Below are 15,251 nucleotides of genomic sequence, written 5' to 3' on the forward strand. Positions count from 1 at the left end.
GTTGTAGTTGATTCTGTTATTTGATTATCTGTTAATATATACCCAAGCACTCTTAGACTTCGTTCCACCTTCGTAAATAACGGTGTAGAAATAAGTTCCTACAGGTAGTTCTTCTCCATCATCAGTTTGTCCATGCCACTCGTTAGTATAATTGTTTTTGAAGTATACTCGTGTACCGTATCTGTTGAAGATTTCTAATTTAGAAACATCGAAGCTACTTAAATCAAAAGTATCATTCTTACCATCATTGTTAGGTGAGATCCCTTCAGGGAAAATACAAGATTCAGCTTCTTCTACCTCAATGTCAACCGTGTTTGTACAACCTGAGTTATTAAATTCAATAATCGCTGTATAATCTCCTGGTAATAAAACTGTATCTAAAATTAAACCTGTACCTGGTGTTGATGTTCCGTTGTATTCCCATGTTACAGTAACTTCAGATTCTGTAAAGTTATCTGGAGTAATACCAATGGTTACTGGTACTGTAGCATTAGGACATACAATGTTGTTAAAGCTAGAATCAACTGAAGCTAAAGGAACAAGGTTAATCACTAAGTTAAATGATGTTGTTTCATAACATCCTGTTACACTGTCTTCAGCTCTTACGTAAACGGTTTCACCGCTACTTGCATAAGGACTTGCTAATGGTGCAGTTCCTGCTTCAGCATCGTCTAAAGAAGTGTGGTAACTCATCACCATGTTAGGGTCTGTTGTTACTTCATCATCTATAGAAACTAAATCAAATTCTGTTGAACCATCAACAACACCATCTAAATCATCACAAACGATGAAATCTTCTGGTTGGTTAATTTCTGGTCTTGGGTTTACAATTAATGAAACTTCAGATATTTCTCTACATCCTAAGTAACCATTATTGTAAGCTTCAGTATCTTCAATACGGATCACTAAATCTTCTCCAGTTGATGTGTAAGGTGAAGTTACAGCGTTGATCGCTTGGTTAGCATCATTTGTTGTTAAGTAATACGTTACTGTATAACCGTCTAAGGCTAATGAGGCTGTAAGCGCATCTAGATCAAATACTTCAGACCCGTCAGCTTCAGGACCATCACATGCAATAAGTTCTTGTGGCTCTACCGCTGGTGCAGCATCATAAAGGTTAATGATAACTTCCTGAGATAATGCAGAAGAGTTACACTGCGAATCAAAGGCTAAAACTTGGTAGGTTCCAGATTCTGTTACCGTTAAGTCTGTTGCGTTTGCTCCTGTAATTTCTACACCATCTTTAGTCCATACAAAATCATCTGCGAATGGCGAGTAAGTTTCAATAACAATAGAACTGTATCCACATAACGATACTTCGTCCGCTTCTGCAGGATCATTGTTAGGATCGATGTAAACATCATCACTTACAAGAGAAGCCGTAATATCTGCAATAGTACTACCTGCACCTGCACCACCAATATTGGTTTGTCTTACTTGAATAACACCTGGTTCTGCTTCGAAGTTTGTAATTAATAGTAAATAAATTTCACCTTGGGTAGCATTTAAAAGTGTTACGTTTTCAACAGGTGCTGCAGAATAACTACAATCGACTACTGATGATAAGTTACATAAATCATCTCCTGGAGCAAATGGTCCCCAAAGGATAAAATCGACATCGAGCTCATCTCCAATTGGATTGTCATTACTATCAAAAGCGGTATTCTGAACCATTTCAATTAAAATATCTCCAGATGTTCCAATCTCTAATACACTATAAGTTGGGTTTGGAGTGGTAAATAAACAGTCAATTGTTCCTTCACCAGGTTCTATTCCAATAGTGTTGTAAGTATATAAGATGTCTGTAGCATCACTACCACTACAATAGTTGTCTGCAAGACTACATGTTAAGTTAACTGGCGCAACATAAGGCGTAATACACAAATCAAAGGTTGTTGTTTCGTTTGTATTTTGACCAGAGAAAATTCTAATATAATAAGTATTTCCTATTGTAAGTTGAGGTGTAACACTAGATAATAGTGTAAAGTCCGAGGTACATGCTATTTCTGTTAAACCATCACAAGTACCTTCGTAAAGGGCATGGTCAATATCGGTTGTGTTACTTCCAGCAAGATTAGTTAATGAAATAAGTTGGTATTCGCTAGTTGCTACAAACTGGAACCAAACGTCGTCATTGGCATTTGGACTACAAGACGGTTCAGTAACATTTGATGCTGAGGCACCAAATAATGTTCCTGGTGTACTTTGTACACATAAAATATCGTCATTAACAAAAGCTACAGTAGCTTCACAAGGTTCATCGTTGACAGGAGGACAAGCAACCATGAGGAGCGTATTACTACTTATTGTACAGTTATTATCTTGCTCATTAGTGATAAATACTTTCACTTCAGTACCAAAGTCAAAAGGACCTACGGTATAGATACCAGATTCAGTAACTTGTTCAGTATCTGTATTTACATTGTTAGATATTTCTAAACTATCAGCGTCACCAATACTTGAGATATCAACACTAACGCTGAATTGATCTGTATCACAATCAGGAACAAGAGTATATTCTGCTTCAGAAAGTGTACAAGTTAATTCTTGGATATTCACTGTAAAGTCTAAGGTTACCCCAGAAGTACCGTTATAACATGGTGTAGGAGTAGAAAAGTTAGCTGAACCAATACGTAGTCTATGCTCACCTAAAGTTGCGGTAGCAGGCATAACGAATGAAGCGTCTAATAGGTGAGATGGTACACCAAATCCAGCTCCTGCTGATTCTCCGTCGAAAACCATCTCTGAGTCATCAAATACTAAATCATCATTAAAATCGATCCAAACTGTTGTATAGTAAGTTGAAGCATGTCCAAATTCAATTTCAAGATTGGTCTCAATTCCTTGAAAAGCGTTTACAACAGGTGTTAGGTGACTTTCGTAATTCACATCTCCTACACTAGGAAAGTCAGTAAATCCAAGCGTTACATTGTCTACACCAGATCCGGTATTACTTGAAGGAATAGATTCACAGTACCCTGTATAGAACTCATAAGGTCCGAAAAAAGAGCTGATATCATCGGTACTACAAATTGATCTTACGTAGAATTCGTACGCAGTGTCAGGCTCTAAATCCGATAGCACATAAGGGTTAGTTGTAATATCATCGATAATAGTACCGTTTCCTAAAAGGAAACCAGCTTCACCGTATTGAATACTCCAAGCTGACGATGAACCTGTTTCTGTCCATCCTATTTCTGTCGATGTTAACGATAAATTAGTCGCTGTTAAATCTGTTGGCTCAGGACATGTAGGGATTCCTCTAACTCTAAAGTTATCTACAAAAACCTGATTATCTTCAGAATCATCTACTGTACCTTCAGAGGCATAAATAGCAAACTGAGCGTTTTGTCCACTGTAAGCGGTTAAATCTACAACAGGGTGTTCACCGTTAGCAGCAACAACAGAGGTATTATCATAAGTTAATAATGGTGTCCATGTTGCTCCGTTATCGGTTGTTATTAATAATTGAACAATATCATCAGAACCAAGTGTACCAGCTTCAGAACTACTTCCATATTGCATAATTCCAAAATCAAACTCTACCTGGAAAGGTCCTCCGGTTAAATCAAATACTGGAGAAATGATCCAATCGCTTTTTGTGGCTAGCCATAAATTAATTTGATAAGCTCCTGTGGTTCCATTATTTAAGAAACCATCTGTTCCCCAAGAACTTCCTCCAATATCTCCTGGTCCTGTTGTAGCATCGCCACTATCAGCCTCTTCCCAACAGTCTGGAGTAATGGTTGAGAAGTTTTGAATATAATCAGGAATGAATATATCACATAATGTTGTGAAAGAAATTGGGCCTGTAAATGAACTTAAGTCACCATTACAATTTGATTGTATGTAAAAATCGTAAGTTGTAATAGGATTCAGTCCTGTTGCTATATATGGGTTTGTAATATTGGTAGCAGTTGGTGTACCTGTTGGCTCTTCTCCCGTTTCTACAATTTCAATATTCCAAACCGTAGAAGTACCTGCTTCAGTCCAAGATAATTCTGCTCCTGTTGAAGTAATATTAGTAACTTCTAAGTCTGTTGGTTCTGGACAAGTTGGAATGTCTCTAACTTGAAAATTATCAACGAATACTTGAACATCTACATTGTCATCTACTGTACCTTCTGAAGCAAGAATACCAAATTGTACGGTTTGACCACTATATGCCGTTAAATCTACAACAGGGTGTGATCCGGTTGCTGGAACTACAGAGGTAGTGTCGTAGTTTAAAAGCGATACCCAAGTGGCACCATTATCTGTAGTTATTAAAAGATCAACAGTATCATCAGATCCTAAAGTTCCTGCAACAGTTGAACTACCATAATCCATGATTCCAAAATCAAACTCTACTTGAAAAGGACCACCAGTTAAATCAAATTGTGGTGAAAGTAACCAATCACTTTTTGAAGCTAACCATAAATTAATAGCATATGCTCCAGTGAAACCATTGTTAAGGAATCCGTCTGTTATCCAAGAACTCGCACCTAAATCCGTTGGGCCAGTTGTTATATCTCCATCATCAGCTTCTTCCCAGCACTCAGGAGTAACAGTTCCGGTGGCATCTGTAAAATCTTGTAAGTAATCAGGAGAAATAACATCACAAAGTGTAGTAAAGGAGTAAGGTCCTGCCCAAGTACTCAATTCTGATCCACAATTGGCTTGTACATAGAAATCATAGGTTGACAAACCAGCAAGTCCTGTTACAGTGTAAGGATTATAGACATCATTTGCTGTTGGTGTTCCTGTTGGTTCTGTACCTGCAGCAACAACTTCAATATTCCATTGTGATACGGTTCCCGTTTGATCCCAACTTAATGAAGCACTATTTGCACCAATTTCAGATGCGTCTAAGGCACTAGGAGGAATACAGTTCGGTGCAGCTGTAACATTAATTGAAGTATCTATAGTTACACCATAAGACCCTGAATAACATGGGTTAGGAGATGTTTGGCCTGAGTCAGCCGTACCAATTCTCATGTTATAAATACCTAAAGGTAAATCTGGCATTAAGAAAGAGGCATTGAGTGTAGTGGGATTGTTAAAAAGAGATTCACCTTGAAAAAACAATTCTGTCTCGTTATCATAAATTAAATCGTTATTTAAATCAATCCAAACATTGGTATTGTAGGCGTACCCTGTTGTAAAGGTAATTTGTAAATTCGCTGTTACTGAAGCAGCTAAATCTACAGTAGTTGCTGTAAAATCTTCATAGGTAAGATCTCCTCCTGAGGTTAAAGTTTCTGTACCTAATTGTATTTGAGATATCCCAGTACCATCATTACTTGTTGGTATTGATTCGCAATATCCGGTAAATACTGTAAATGGTCCAACCCATTCACTAGTTCCGTTTTCTGTACCACAATCTGCTTGATAATAAATAAAATAGGTAGCAGATTCGCTTAATCCTGTAAGCGCTGCTTCAGGAGTTCCTGTAACCACTAATGTAGTCTCTGCATCTCCAGTGCCTGGGACAAAGTTTTCTGTTTTATATTCTAAGTTCCATGTAGTTTCAGATAAACCAGCATTCCATTCTAAATCTACAGATGTTGTTGTTAATCCTGTTGTTGTTATACCTGTAGGGGTTATACATGTAGGACTTTCAAGTAGAGTTACTGTAATGTTAGACCAATTGGCGTCAGAACCTGAATAGGTTTGATCCAGAATTATATCGAAATATCCATCTGTAGAGGGTACATAAACCGCAGGTAAATCACCTTCAAAAGTCAATGTAGTGTCAGAACTAGATAAAGCACTTCCATCAGTAGCTTCAAGAGAAAGAGCGCCTGCTGTTGTTGTAATTGTGAGTTCTGCTTCAGATGACCAAGGTCCGCCTTCGCCAGCTGACCAATCTACAGTTATAGAAAATGAGCTGTAGCTACCTGATGCACCTGCTGGTACCCCAGCTGTATTTGCAACATCATTTAAACTAAGCGTCACTGGTGACCCCGAAACCACATTGGTCGGGCCTGTAATTGTGGGGAAATTATACTGTGCTGTTGCCGTAAGGCAAAAACCTAGCATAATTAAAAAGAGAGTAATTTTTTTCATTAGTAATCGGTTTGTTAAAAATTGTTCATTTCCTCTATAACCTTTTGATTATAAAGAGATTTGTTAGTTAGACAGAAAATTAGAGATGAAAACTGTATAGTTAGTGTTGGTTGGACAGCATTATCTATACGATCCCGAATATATAAAAAAGCAGTATTAACAAGGTGTTAACAGTGCTAAAATAGATTAACGACATTTTTTATCGTTGAAAGGTTTGGTTGTTTTTCAGGAAGGTTGTAATTCTATGTAAACAGGGAAATGGTCGCTATATCCTCCATGGTATTTTTGCCCTACAAAAGTGCGAAAAGGTTGGCCTTTGTATTTTCCATGCTGCTGAGTGATAAATTTACTGTTAAAAACCTGAGCATTTTTAAAAATTAGCTTGGCGTTAGAGGTGTCGAAGAAATTAGTGGAAAATAGAATTTGATCAAAGAGTTGCCACTGAAAATTGTGGTTAACACTTCCACGATCGTAAGACCAAACCGTTTTAAAAGGATTAAAAAGTCCGCTTTCGGTTTCCATTAAATGGATGCTTTTGCAATTGGGGTTATCATTAAAATCGCCCATAACAATAATCTTAACTTCCGGATCTTCTTCTTTTAAGGTTTTAATCACAGTATTAACCACCTTTGCAGCAGCTATACGTTTAAATTCTGTTTCTTTAATCCCTTCTCTTCGTGAGGACCAATGGTTAATTAAGACGCTAATAGGGGCTTGGTCTAGGGTTCCTTTTACCAATAGAATATCTCGGGTATAATCTTGTTCGCCATTAGGGCGCTCTAAATACACGGAGAAAGGTTGAGAATGTGTAACTTCAAAAAGGTCTGTATTGTATAATAAGGCGACATCAATGCCACGTTCATCTGGAGAATCATAATGAATAAAACTATAATTTTTATCTTTGAGTTCCGGACTGTTGATTAAATCTGAAAGTGCCTTTTCATTTTCAACTTCAGCCAAACCTACTAAAACGGGAGGCGTTTGCGTGTTTTCCTTACCAATTTTAGAAATTACAGTGCCTAGCTTTTCAACTTTATTACGGTAACGCTTTTTGGTCCATTGTTTTTTAGACGTTGGTAAAAAATCACGATCGTTTATAAATTTATTGTTTTCTATGTCGAATAAATTTTCGATATTATAAAATGCAATGGTGTAATCTGTAGGTGTTGTATTCATAGGGATTAAATATAGTTTTTTAACATTACATGTTGCGCATTCAATTGCTTAACTTTGTACTTTACTTAATATATGATAGAAAAAAAAGATATAGATTTAGAAAAAGCAGTACTTATTGGTGTTGTTACGCAAAATCAAGATGAGGAAAAGTCTAAAGAATATTTAGATGAACTCGAGTTCTTAACGTTTACCGCCGGTGGTGAAGTGATCAAGCGCTTTACGCAGAAAATGGCCATCCCCAATCCTAAGACCTTTATAGGAACCGGAAAAATGGAAGATGTAAGACAGTTTGTAGAAGCTAATAATGTAGGAACTGTAATTTTTGATGACGAATTATCGCCGGCTCAAGAACGCAATATTAGTAAGATTCTGAACTGTAAGATTCTAGATAGAACCAATCTTATTCTCGATATTTTTGCCCAACGCGCCCAAACCAGTTACGCCAGAACCCAAGTAGAACTCGCGCAGTGCGAATATCTGCTGCCACGATTAAAAGGAATGTGGACACACCTTGAGCGTCAAAAAGGGGGCATTGGAATGCGTGGACCTGGAGAAACCGAGATTGAAACCGATAGACGTATTGTTCGTGATAAAATTGCTTTACTAAAAGCTAAGATTAAGACCATTGATAAGCAGCAGGCCGTGCAACGTGGTAACCGTGGAAAAATGGTGCGTGTGGCCTTAGTGGGCTATACCAATGTTGGGAAATCTACGTTGATGAATGTCATTAGTAAAAGTGAAGTTTTTGCTGAAAACAAATTGTTCGCCACCTTAGATACTACTGTGCGTAAAGTGGTGATTGGTAATCTACCGTTTTTAATGAGTGATACCGTTGGATTTATTAGAAAATTACCAACGCAACTCGTAGAGTCTTTTAAAAGTACTTTAGATGAAGTTCGAGAGGCGGATTTACTACTTCATGTGGTAGATATTTCTCATAATAATTTTGAAGAGCATATTGATTCCGTTAATCAGATTTTAGACGAAATTGATAGTAAAGACAAACCAACCATAATGGTGTTCAATAAGATTGATGCTTATGAAGCTGAACCTTTTGATGATGATAATTTAGTAGACGAGCGTACGAAAGCCAATTACACTATAGAGGAATGGAAAAAAACATGGATGTCTCGCATGGATGGGAATGCCTTATTTATTTCGGCCTTAAACAAAGAAAATATGGACGAGTTTAGAAAACGTGTTTATCAAGAAGTGCGCGAAATTCATATTACAAGATTTCCTTACAATCATTTCTTATATCCAGACGTTGAAGATATAGAATAATAACAACTGCGTTTTTTATGAATACATCTTCGTCGGGTTTAAAGTCTTTATTTCAGAAGATCTTAAAAAATAAGTGGGTTCAGGGCGTTATCGTCCTTGGTTTTTTTGCCGTGCTAGGTCTGGTTGGCTTATATATAAGTATCTATTTTGGTGTTTTTGGAAAAGTTCCGAGTATAGAGGAGATCAGTTCTATAAAACAAGAACAGGCCACTCAGCTTTTAGATAAGGATCAGAAGTTAATGGGTAAATATTATATCTATGATCGGCAGCCCGTTGTTTTTGAAGATTTTCCTAAGCACCTTATAGAAGCTTTGGTTGCTACTGAAGATTCAAGGTTTTATGAGCACGATGGTATTGATAATATCAGTTTAATGCGTGTATTTGTTAAGAATCTAATCCTCCAAGATAAATCGGCAGGCGGTGGAAGTACCATTACCTTGCAATTGGCTAAAAATTTATATGGCAGAAAAAATTATGCTATGTTCAGTATGCTTATTAATAAATTTAAAGAGTCTATTGTTGCCAAGCGGATTGAAACCGTGTATTCTAAAAACGAAATTCTAACCTTATACCTTAATACTGTACCATTTTCAGATAATACCTATGGTATAGAAAGTGCTTCGCTTAAGTTTTTTAATAAGTCGGTTAATGATCTTACAGTCGTTGAAGCGGCTACGTTGGTAGGGACGCTAAAGGCGAATTCTTATTACAATCCAAGAGTGCATTTAGAGCGAAGTAGAGATCGTAGAAATGTGGTTTTAGATCAGATGAAAAACTACGGTTATCTGTCTGAAGATTCCTTATCGTTTTATGCCGCTAAACCCTTGGAGTTAGATTACCGTTCTTTTAATCATGATGTTGGCTTAGCCCCTTATTTTAGAGCGGAAGTAAAGAAACAACTAGAAAAAATCTTAGATACCTTAAAAACACCCGATGGTGATAAGTACGACCTTTATAAAGACGGACTTATTGTTCACACCACGTTAGACTATAAGATGCAAGAGTTGGCGGAGCAAGCCATGAAAGAGCATATGAAACCTTTGCAGGCGGCTTTTGAAAAGTCTTATGGCGCCTCAGGTCCTTGGGAGGTTAATTCTAAAGTGTTACAAAGTGAAATTAACAAATTGCCGCAGGTTAAAGCGTATAAAGCACAAGGATTAACAGCGCAGCAAATTAAAGACTCTTTAAACTTAAAACGTCCTGTAGATTTATTTCGTTGGAAGGGGGATACGCTTCAGCAAGTTTCTGCTATAGATAGTATAAAGCATTATCTAAAGTTTTTGAACACCGGGATGTTAGCGATTGAACCGACTACCGGAGCGGTGCGCAGTTATATAGGCGGTATAGATTACCGCTATTTTAAATATGATCATGTTGCGCAGAGCGAACGCCAAGTTGGGTCTACCTTTAAACCTTTTGTCTATACCGCAGCGATTGACGAGGGATTAAATCCTTGTAGCTACTTCTCTTTAAATAAAGTGACCTATACTGATTATGAAGATTGGACACCGAGTAATGCGGGAGCTAAGGAAGAAGATCCATATATTAATTATACCCTCGAAAAAGCCTTAAGTAATTCTGTTAATACCATCTCTGTTAAGGTTTTAGAGGAAGTGGGTATTCCGAAGGTTATAGCACAAGTAAAAAAATTAGGCATCACAAAAAAAATGCCTGAAGAGCCCTCTTTAGCATTGGGAGTTGCTCAAATTAATTTAAAGGAATTAACTGGAGCTTATGCCAGCTATTTAAATAAAAGTAAAGCGGTAAAGCCTTACTATATTACTAAAATAGAAGATAAATCAGGGCGTGTTATCGCGCAATTTGAACCTAAGGTAGCAGAAGAGCAAGCCTATAGTGATTACACTAGGCAAGTGCTTTTAGAGATGATGCAGTCTACAGTAAATTCGGGTACGGCAACGCGATTACGACAGACTTATGGTTTAACAAATGCTATTGCCGGAAAAACAGGAACCACACAGAATAATAAAGATGGTTGGTTTGTAGGATTGACACCACATTTAGTTACGGTGACTTGGGTTGGGAATGACAATCATAGTATTGGTTTTAAATCAACGGGGATGGGACAAGGCGCTAATTCGGCCTTACCCATTTTTGCTAAGTTCTATCAGAAATTAAATAAAGACGCGGATTATAAGGCTATTACCCAAGCCAAATTTGAAGAGCCCTCAGATGAGGTTGTCTTGACTATGGATTGTGAACCTACCAAACGCGATGGTTTTATAAAACGACTGTTTAAGAAAAAAGAGAAGAAGAAAAAGTTTCACTAAGTGTTAATGTGAAGCATAAAAAACCTGTCTAAATTGAATTTAAACAGGTTTTTTTTGAGTTGGATTATGTTACGTTTAGAAAGCGTATGATAAACCAATAGTGTAATAAGATTGTAATTTGTTATCTACAGAATCAAAAGTTTCTGCGGTATTTCCTAACGTATTTACTGAGTAATCTAAAGCTTCCTGCTTGTTGCTACGTAAACCAAAATCAAAACCTACACCAATCATTTTCCATAATTTATAGCTGAAAGAGTTTGTCCATGTGAAGTTAGACAGGTCTGAACTTTCATAGCTTTGGAAAGCAGAAAGGTTTGTTTTGAAGCTAATAGCACCAATTTGTCTTGTATAGTCAGCTACAATTTTAGCACCTAAAGAAGATTCAAAAATAGTATCATCATCAGCAAAAACAAAGTTGTAGTTTAATGGGTGTACCACAACAATTAAGTTTTCAATAGGTGTCCAAGTTGCACCAATACCAAGATCTAAATAACCTGGGTCATTGAAATTATCTAAAACCGTTGTTCTGTATTCTCCTAAACCAGAGATTGCAAGTTTTTCACTAAGCTTATAACCGTATAAAGATGAAATGTTGAAAACATCTGTTGTAGATTCGAAAGAATCACTGTCAGTAGCATCATTCTTGTCATCTAATTTTACCCACGCAAAGTTTGTAGTTAAAGCATTTCTCCAGAAATATTTAGCTTCAATTTTGTTCGCGAAGGCATTTAAAGAAATCCCAATGTTACCAGAACTATTGTTAGGTGTGCCTTGAGAATACCAATCGTTAAATTCAGATAAACTACCACCAATAGTACCAAAAGCACCAACTCTCCATCCTGGTAAGGCATCAATTTGTTTTTGGATCGCTTTTGCTTCGCTTTGTAATTTGTTAGCTTCCGCTTGTTTTTCTGCTTTTTGAGCTTGTAATTCTTCTTTTGTTTGAGAAAAACCGAAACTTAAAGCAAGCATCATCGCTGCTGATAAAAATAATTTTTTGTTCATATTATTCATAATGAGGTGAATTTTCGAAGTTTAAAAGTTATGTTAATTAATCACTCTTGTTAGACACAGGCTTTATACAGAAGTCACAATTTATATGAGCGTGCACGCCTTTATATCATAAGTACAGGTTAAATAGACTTGGAAACAAAATTATTTCGCTTTTATAGATAATACCAACAGTGGTATGGATTTTAATAAAATTTTAAGGTTTTTATCGGGCTTTTGCTTTTTTATACAAAGGAACGGCCGAGCAGGCTTCACCAAACATCATAGACTTAACAACCGGTTTTAATTTTTGAGATAATAACATCATAGCGTTAGCAGGTACAGGCTTATTAGAACAACCTTTGATAATTACAGGAGCATCTTGGTATTCTGAAACTTCTAAATTTTCAATGATAGCTACATATAATAGGGATTCTAAAACCTCTAGATCTCCAATAATAGTACGTTGACTATAGGGTTCTAACTCTAGAGCTATGAGCATGTAAGCCCAATCGGGTACAATGGCATCGGTAGAGCAGTGTAAGGCTACAAAACAGTCTTGGTACTGCGACCAGTTATGTGTTGCAACACTTGCTCTAAACTCTTTTTCGCGCAGTACTAAGCCTTCTAGTAACCAAGGCTTAATATCGAATAAGACCCGTTTACCGCTTGGGTAATAATCTTCTAGATCTATAACTTTTAAGTTACTATTTGCGACTCTATTTATAATTTCTTCTGCCATATTTCTATAAAGATAAATATTTTACTGATAGCCTTCTGCTTGTAACGTAAACAATTCGGCATACAATTTTTGATTTTCCATCAGTTCTTCATGGGTTCCAATTTCTAAAGCGCTTCCCTGTTCTAGAACTAAAATTCTATCGGCTTGCCTTACAGTGCTAAAGCGGTGCGAAATAATAATGCTTGTTTTTCCTTCGGTTAAACCAATAAAACGATCAAAAACTTCACTTTCGGCACGGGCATCTAAGGCTGATGTAGGTTCATCTAAGACCATCACTTCCGCATTTTTCATATAAGCCCTGGCTAAGGCTACTTTTTGCCATTGACCGCCCGATAACTCTTGTCCGTTGTAAAAACGTTTTCCTAATTGCTGATTGTAGCCTTTTTTTAATTCTGAAACCACGCTATTCGCTAAACTTAATTCGGCGGCATTCTCTATTTTTACTTGATTTTCAAGCTCATCAATATCTCCGATAGCGATGTTTTCTTTAACGGTAAATTCATAGCGAAAGAAATCTTGAAATATCACACCAAAATACTCCTGATATTCGGCAATATTATAGCGGTTGATGTTAACACCATCTAATAAAATTTCCCCGGCGGTAGGTTCATAAAACCGTAGGAGGAGTTTAATTAACGTCGTTTTTCCGGCACCATTTTGTCCTACAAAGGCTAACTTTTCACCTGCTTTTAGTGTAAAGGAGATCCCTTTTAAAATTTCATTTTCAGAATTAGGGTAGGCAAAACGGACGTCTTTAAACTCAAATCCGGTTTTAATCTTTTTAGGAAGGGAAAGGTTTTCTTGTGTTTCTGACCTGAGAGAAATATCAATAAAATCGAAATAATCTTTTAGATACAAGGCACTTTCAGAAATCTTAGTGAATCTAGAAAAGAAATCCTGTAGGTTTTTCATTAAACGGTTAAATGATCCTGATAAAAAAGTCAGTTCCCCTAAGGTTATAGCGCCCGAGAGCACTCTGTAAATAATAAAAACATAGGCGCCGTAGTAACTAATAGATCCTAAAACATTAAATAAAAATCCTAATGCAGAGCGCTTTATGGCTAGAGTTTTATTGAGTTCGTAATACTCTTCAGAAAGGTTTTGAAAACGATTAACGATAAAGTCTGTTAAACCAAAAAGCTTAATTTCTTTAGCGGTTTTATCATTGGCACCAATAAAGCGTAAATAGTCCAATTCACGGCGTTCTGAAGTCCAGCTGCGGGCAAGCGAATACTGTTGTTGGCTAAAGCGTACCTCGTTAATAAACGATGGAATAATACTTAGGACTAAAAGGATAATTAAATAGGGTTCAAAATAAATTAGACCAGCCACCAGAGTGGTAATAGAGATGCCGCTTTGTACTTGGGCTAAGACGTTAGACATTAAGCCCACACGACCGTTAGTTTGGGTTCTGGCACGTTCTAATTTATCGTAAAACTCAGAATCTTCTAACAGACTAATATTAATCTGATTGGTTTTTTTTATGATACTTACCGAGCTGGTAATATTATACTCATCGCCTAATAAACCGTCAGTCAAAGAGATGGCTCTACTTATAAGGTCTGAAAGGATCACCAAAGCAAATTCTGCCCCTACGTAGGTCCACAAGGTATAATAGTCGGGGTTGTCTAATGAAATTTGTAAGATAATTTCATCTACAATAAGTTTCCCTATCCATAAGATAACAACAGGGAGTAGGGCGCCAATAAGGCGACAAAATGCAGATAGTAGAAAGAGGCCTTTATTGACTTTCCAAATTTCTTTGAAAAATCTAGGGATGTAGATTAAAGCATTAAAGGACGATTTTATATTTGTTTTCTTATCGTCCTTTAATGATGTAAATGGGCGTCTTGGCATAGGCGAGATTTAATTAAAGCATACCAAGCTCTAACTTAGCTTCTTCGCTCATTAATTCTTGAGACCATGGCGGATCGAAAGTGATTTCTACTTCGGCATCCTTAACCTCATTTATAGATTTTACCTTCTCTTCAACCTCTAGAGGTAAAGTTTCTGCCACCGGACAATTTGGTGTGGTTAAAGTCATTAAGATTTTTACTTCGAAATCTTCGTTAATTAAAACGTCATAGATTAATCCTAACTCATAGATGTCTACAGGAATTTCAGGATCGTAAATGGTCTTGATAACTTTAAGGATTTTTTCTCCTATTATAGTGGTGTCTATTTGTTCGCTCATTGAAAAAAAATTAGTGCCAAAGTCTTGCAATTTTATAGGTAAAACGCCTTTCTAGCGTTATTGCTTTCCTCGGGTTGTATTATTTTAATTGGGTTTGGTATGCAATGGCATACATTTTTAATTGCTTTATCATACTCACTAAACCATTAGCTCGGGTGGGTGATAAATGCTCTTTTAATCCTATTTGATCAATAAAATCCGTATTGGCTTCAATGATGGCTTTAGGATGTTGGTTAGAAAAGGTACGAATTAAAATGGCAATAATACCTTTAGTGATAATAGCGTCGCTATCTGCGGTAAATTGAACTTTATCATCTTCTAAATTGGCATGTACCCATACTTTACTCTGACAACCTTTTATAATGTTGTCATCAGTCTTATATTTTTCGTCAATTAAAGGAAGGTCTTTCCCTAAATCTATCATATATTGGTAACGCTCTTCCCAGTCTTCAAACATGGAAAATTCATCAATAATTTCATTCTGTACGTCTTCGATAGTCATAGTCTCTTCGTTTAATGCAAAATTACA

9 protein-coding genes are annotated in these 15,251 nt (G+C 36.6%); 2 read left to right on the forward strand and 7 right to left on the reverse strand.

Annotated features, from left to right (window positions below; genetic code table 11):
* Positions 1-24: 24 nt before the first annotated feature.
* Together DFQ08_RS02505 and DFQ08_RS02510 are read right to left on the reverse strand one after the other, a co-directional pair.
* On the reverse strand, positions 25-6,048 hold the full coding sequence (locus DFQ08_RS02505; RefSeq protein ID WP_114308215.1) for a GEVED domain-containing protein: 6,024 nt from the start codon (positions 6,046-6,048) through the stop codon (positions 25-27).
* Between the two features lie 225 nt (positions 6,049-6,273).
* Complete coding sequence (locus DFQ08_RS02510) at positions 6,274-7,224, reverse strand: endonuclease/exonuclease/phosphatase family protein (protein WP_114308216.1); 951 nt, start codon at positions 7,222-7,224, stop codon at positions 6,274-6,276.
* A gap of 72 nt (positions 7,225-7,296) precedes the next feature.
* On the opposite strand from DFQ08_RS02510, the gene hflX reads away from it, so the two are divergent.
* Together hflX and DFQ08_RS02520 are read left to right on the forward strand one after the other, a co-directional pair.
* Positions 7,297-8,508, forward strand: a complete 1,212-nt coding sequence (hflX, locus tag DFQ08_RS02515; protein ID WP_114308217.1) for a GTPase HflX — start codon at positions 7,297-7,299, stop codon at positions 8,506-8,508.
* A gap of 17 nt (positions 8,509-8,525) precedes the next feature.
* Complete coding sequence (locus DFQ08_RS02520; protein WP_114308218.1) at positions 8,526-10,796, forward strand: penicillin-binding protein 1A; 2,271 nt, start codon at positions 8,526-8,528, stop codon at positions 10,794-10,796.
* Positions 10,797-10,871: 75 nt separating this feature from the next.
* On the opposite strand, the gene DFQ08_RS02525 is transcribed toward DFQ08_RS02520, so the two are convergent.
* The 5 genes from DFQ08_RS02525 to DFQ08_RS02545 form a co-directional block, all read right to left on the reverse strand.
* Positions 10,872-11,801 (reverse strand): DUF3078 domain-containing protein, encoded by a 930-nt coding sequence (locus DFQ08_RS02525; protein WP_114308654.1) that lies wholly within the window; start codon positions 11,799-11,801, stop codon positions 10,872-10,874.
* 211 nt (positions 11,802-12,012) lie between these two features.
* Complete coding sequence (locus DFQ08_RS02530; protein WP_114308219.1) at positions 12,013-12,528, reverse strand: DUF2480 family protein; 516 nt, start codon at positions 12,526-12,528, stop codon at positions 12,013-12,015.
* A gap of 21 nt (positions 12,529-12,549) precedes the next feature.
* Positions 12,550-14,385, reverse strand: coding sequence for an ABC transporter ATP-binding protein (locus DFQ08_RS02535; protein ID WP_114308220.1), 1,836 nt, complete (start codon positions 14,383-14,385; stop codon positions 12,550-12,552).
* A gap of 13 nt (positions 14,386-14,398) precedes the next feature.
* Positions 14,399-14,722 carry an iron-sulfur cluster assembly protein gene (locus DFQ08_RS02540; RefSeq protein ID WP_114308221.1) on the reverse strand — a complete coding sequence of 108 codons (324 nt, stop codon included), beginning with the start codon at positions 14,720-14,722 and terminating at the stop codon, positions 14,399-14,401.
* Positions 14,723-14,801: 79 nt separating this feature from the next.
* On the reverse strand, positions 14,802-15,224 hold the full coding sequence (locus DFQ08_RS02545) for a SufE family protein (RefSeq protein WP_114308222.1): 423 nt from the start codon (positions 15,222-15,224) through the stop codon (positions 14,802-14,804).
* Between the last annotated feature and the right edge of the window lie 27 nt (positions 15,225-15,251).

Origin of the sequence: Winogradskyella arenosi (assembly GCF_003337305.1) — a bacterium.
In the GTDB taxonomy this organism is placed as follows: domain Bacteria; phylum Bacteroidota; class Bacteroidia; order Flavobacteriales; family Flavobacteriaceae; genus Winogradskyella; species Winogradskyella arenosi.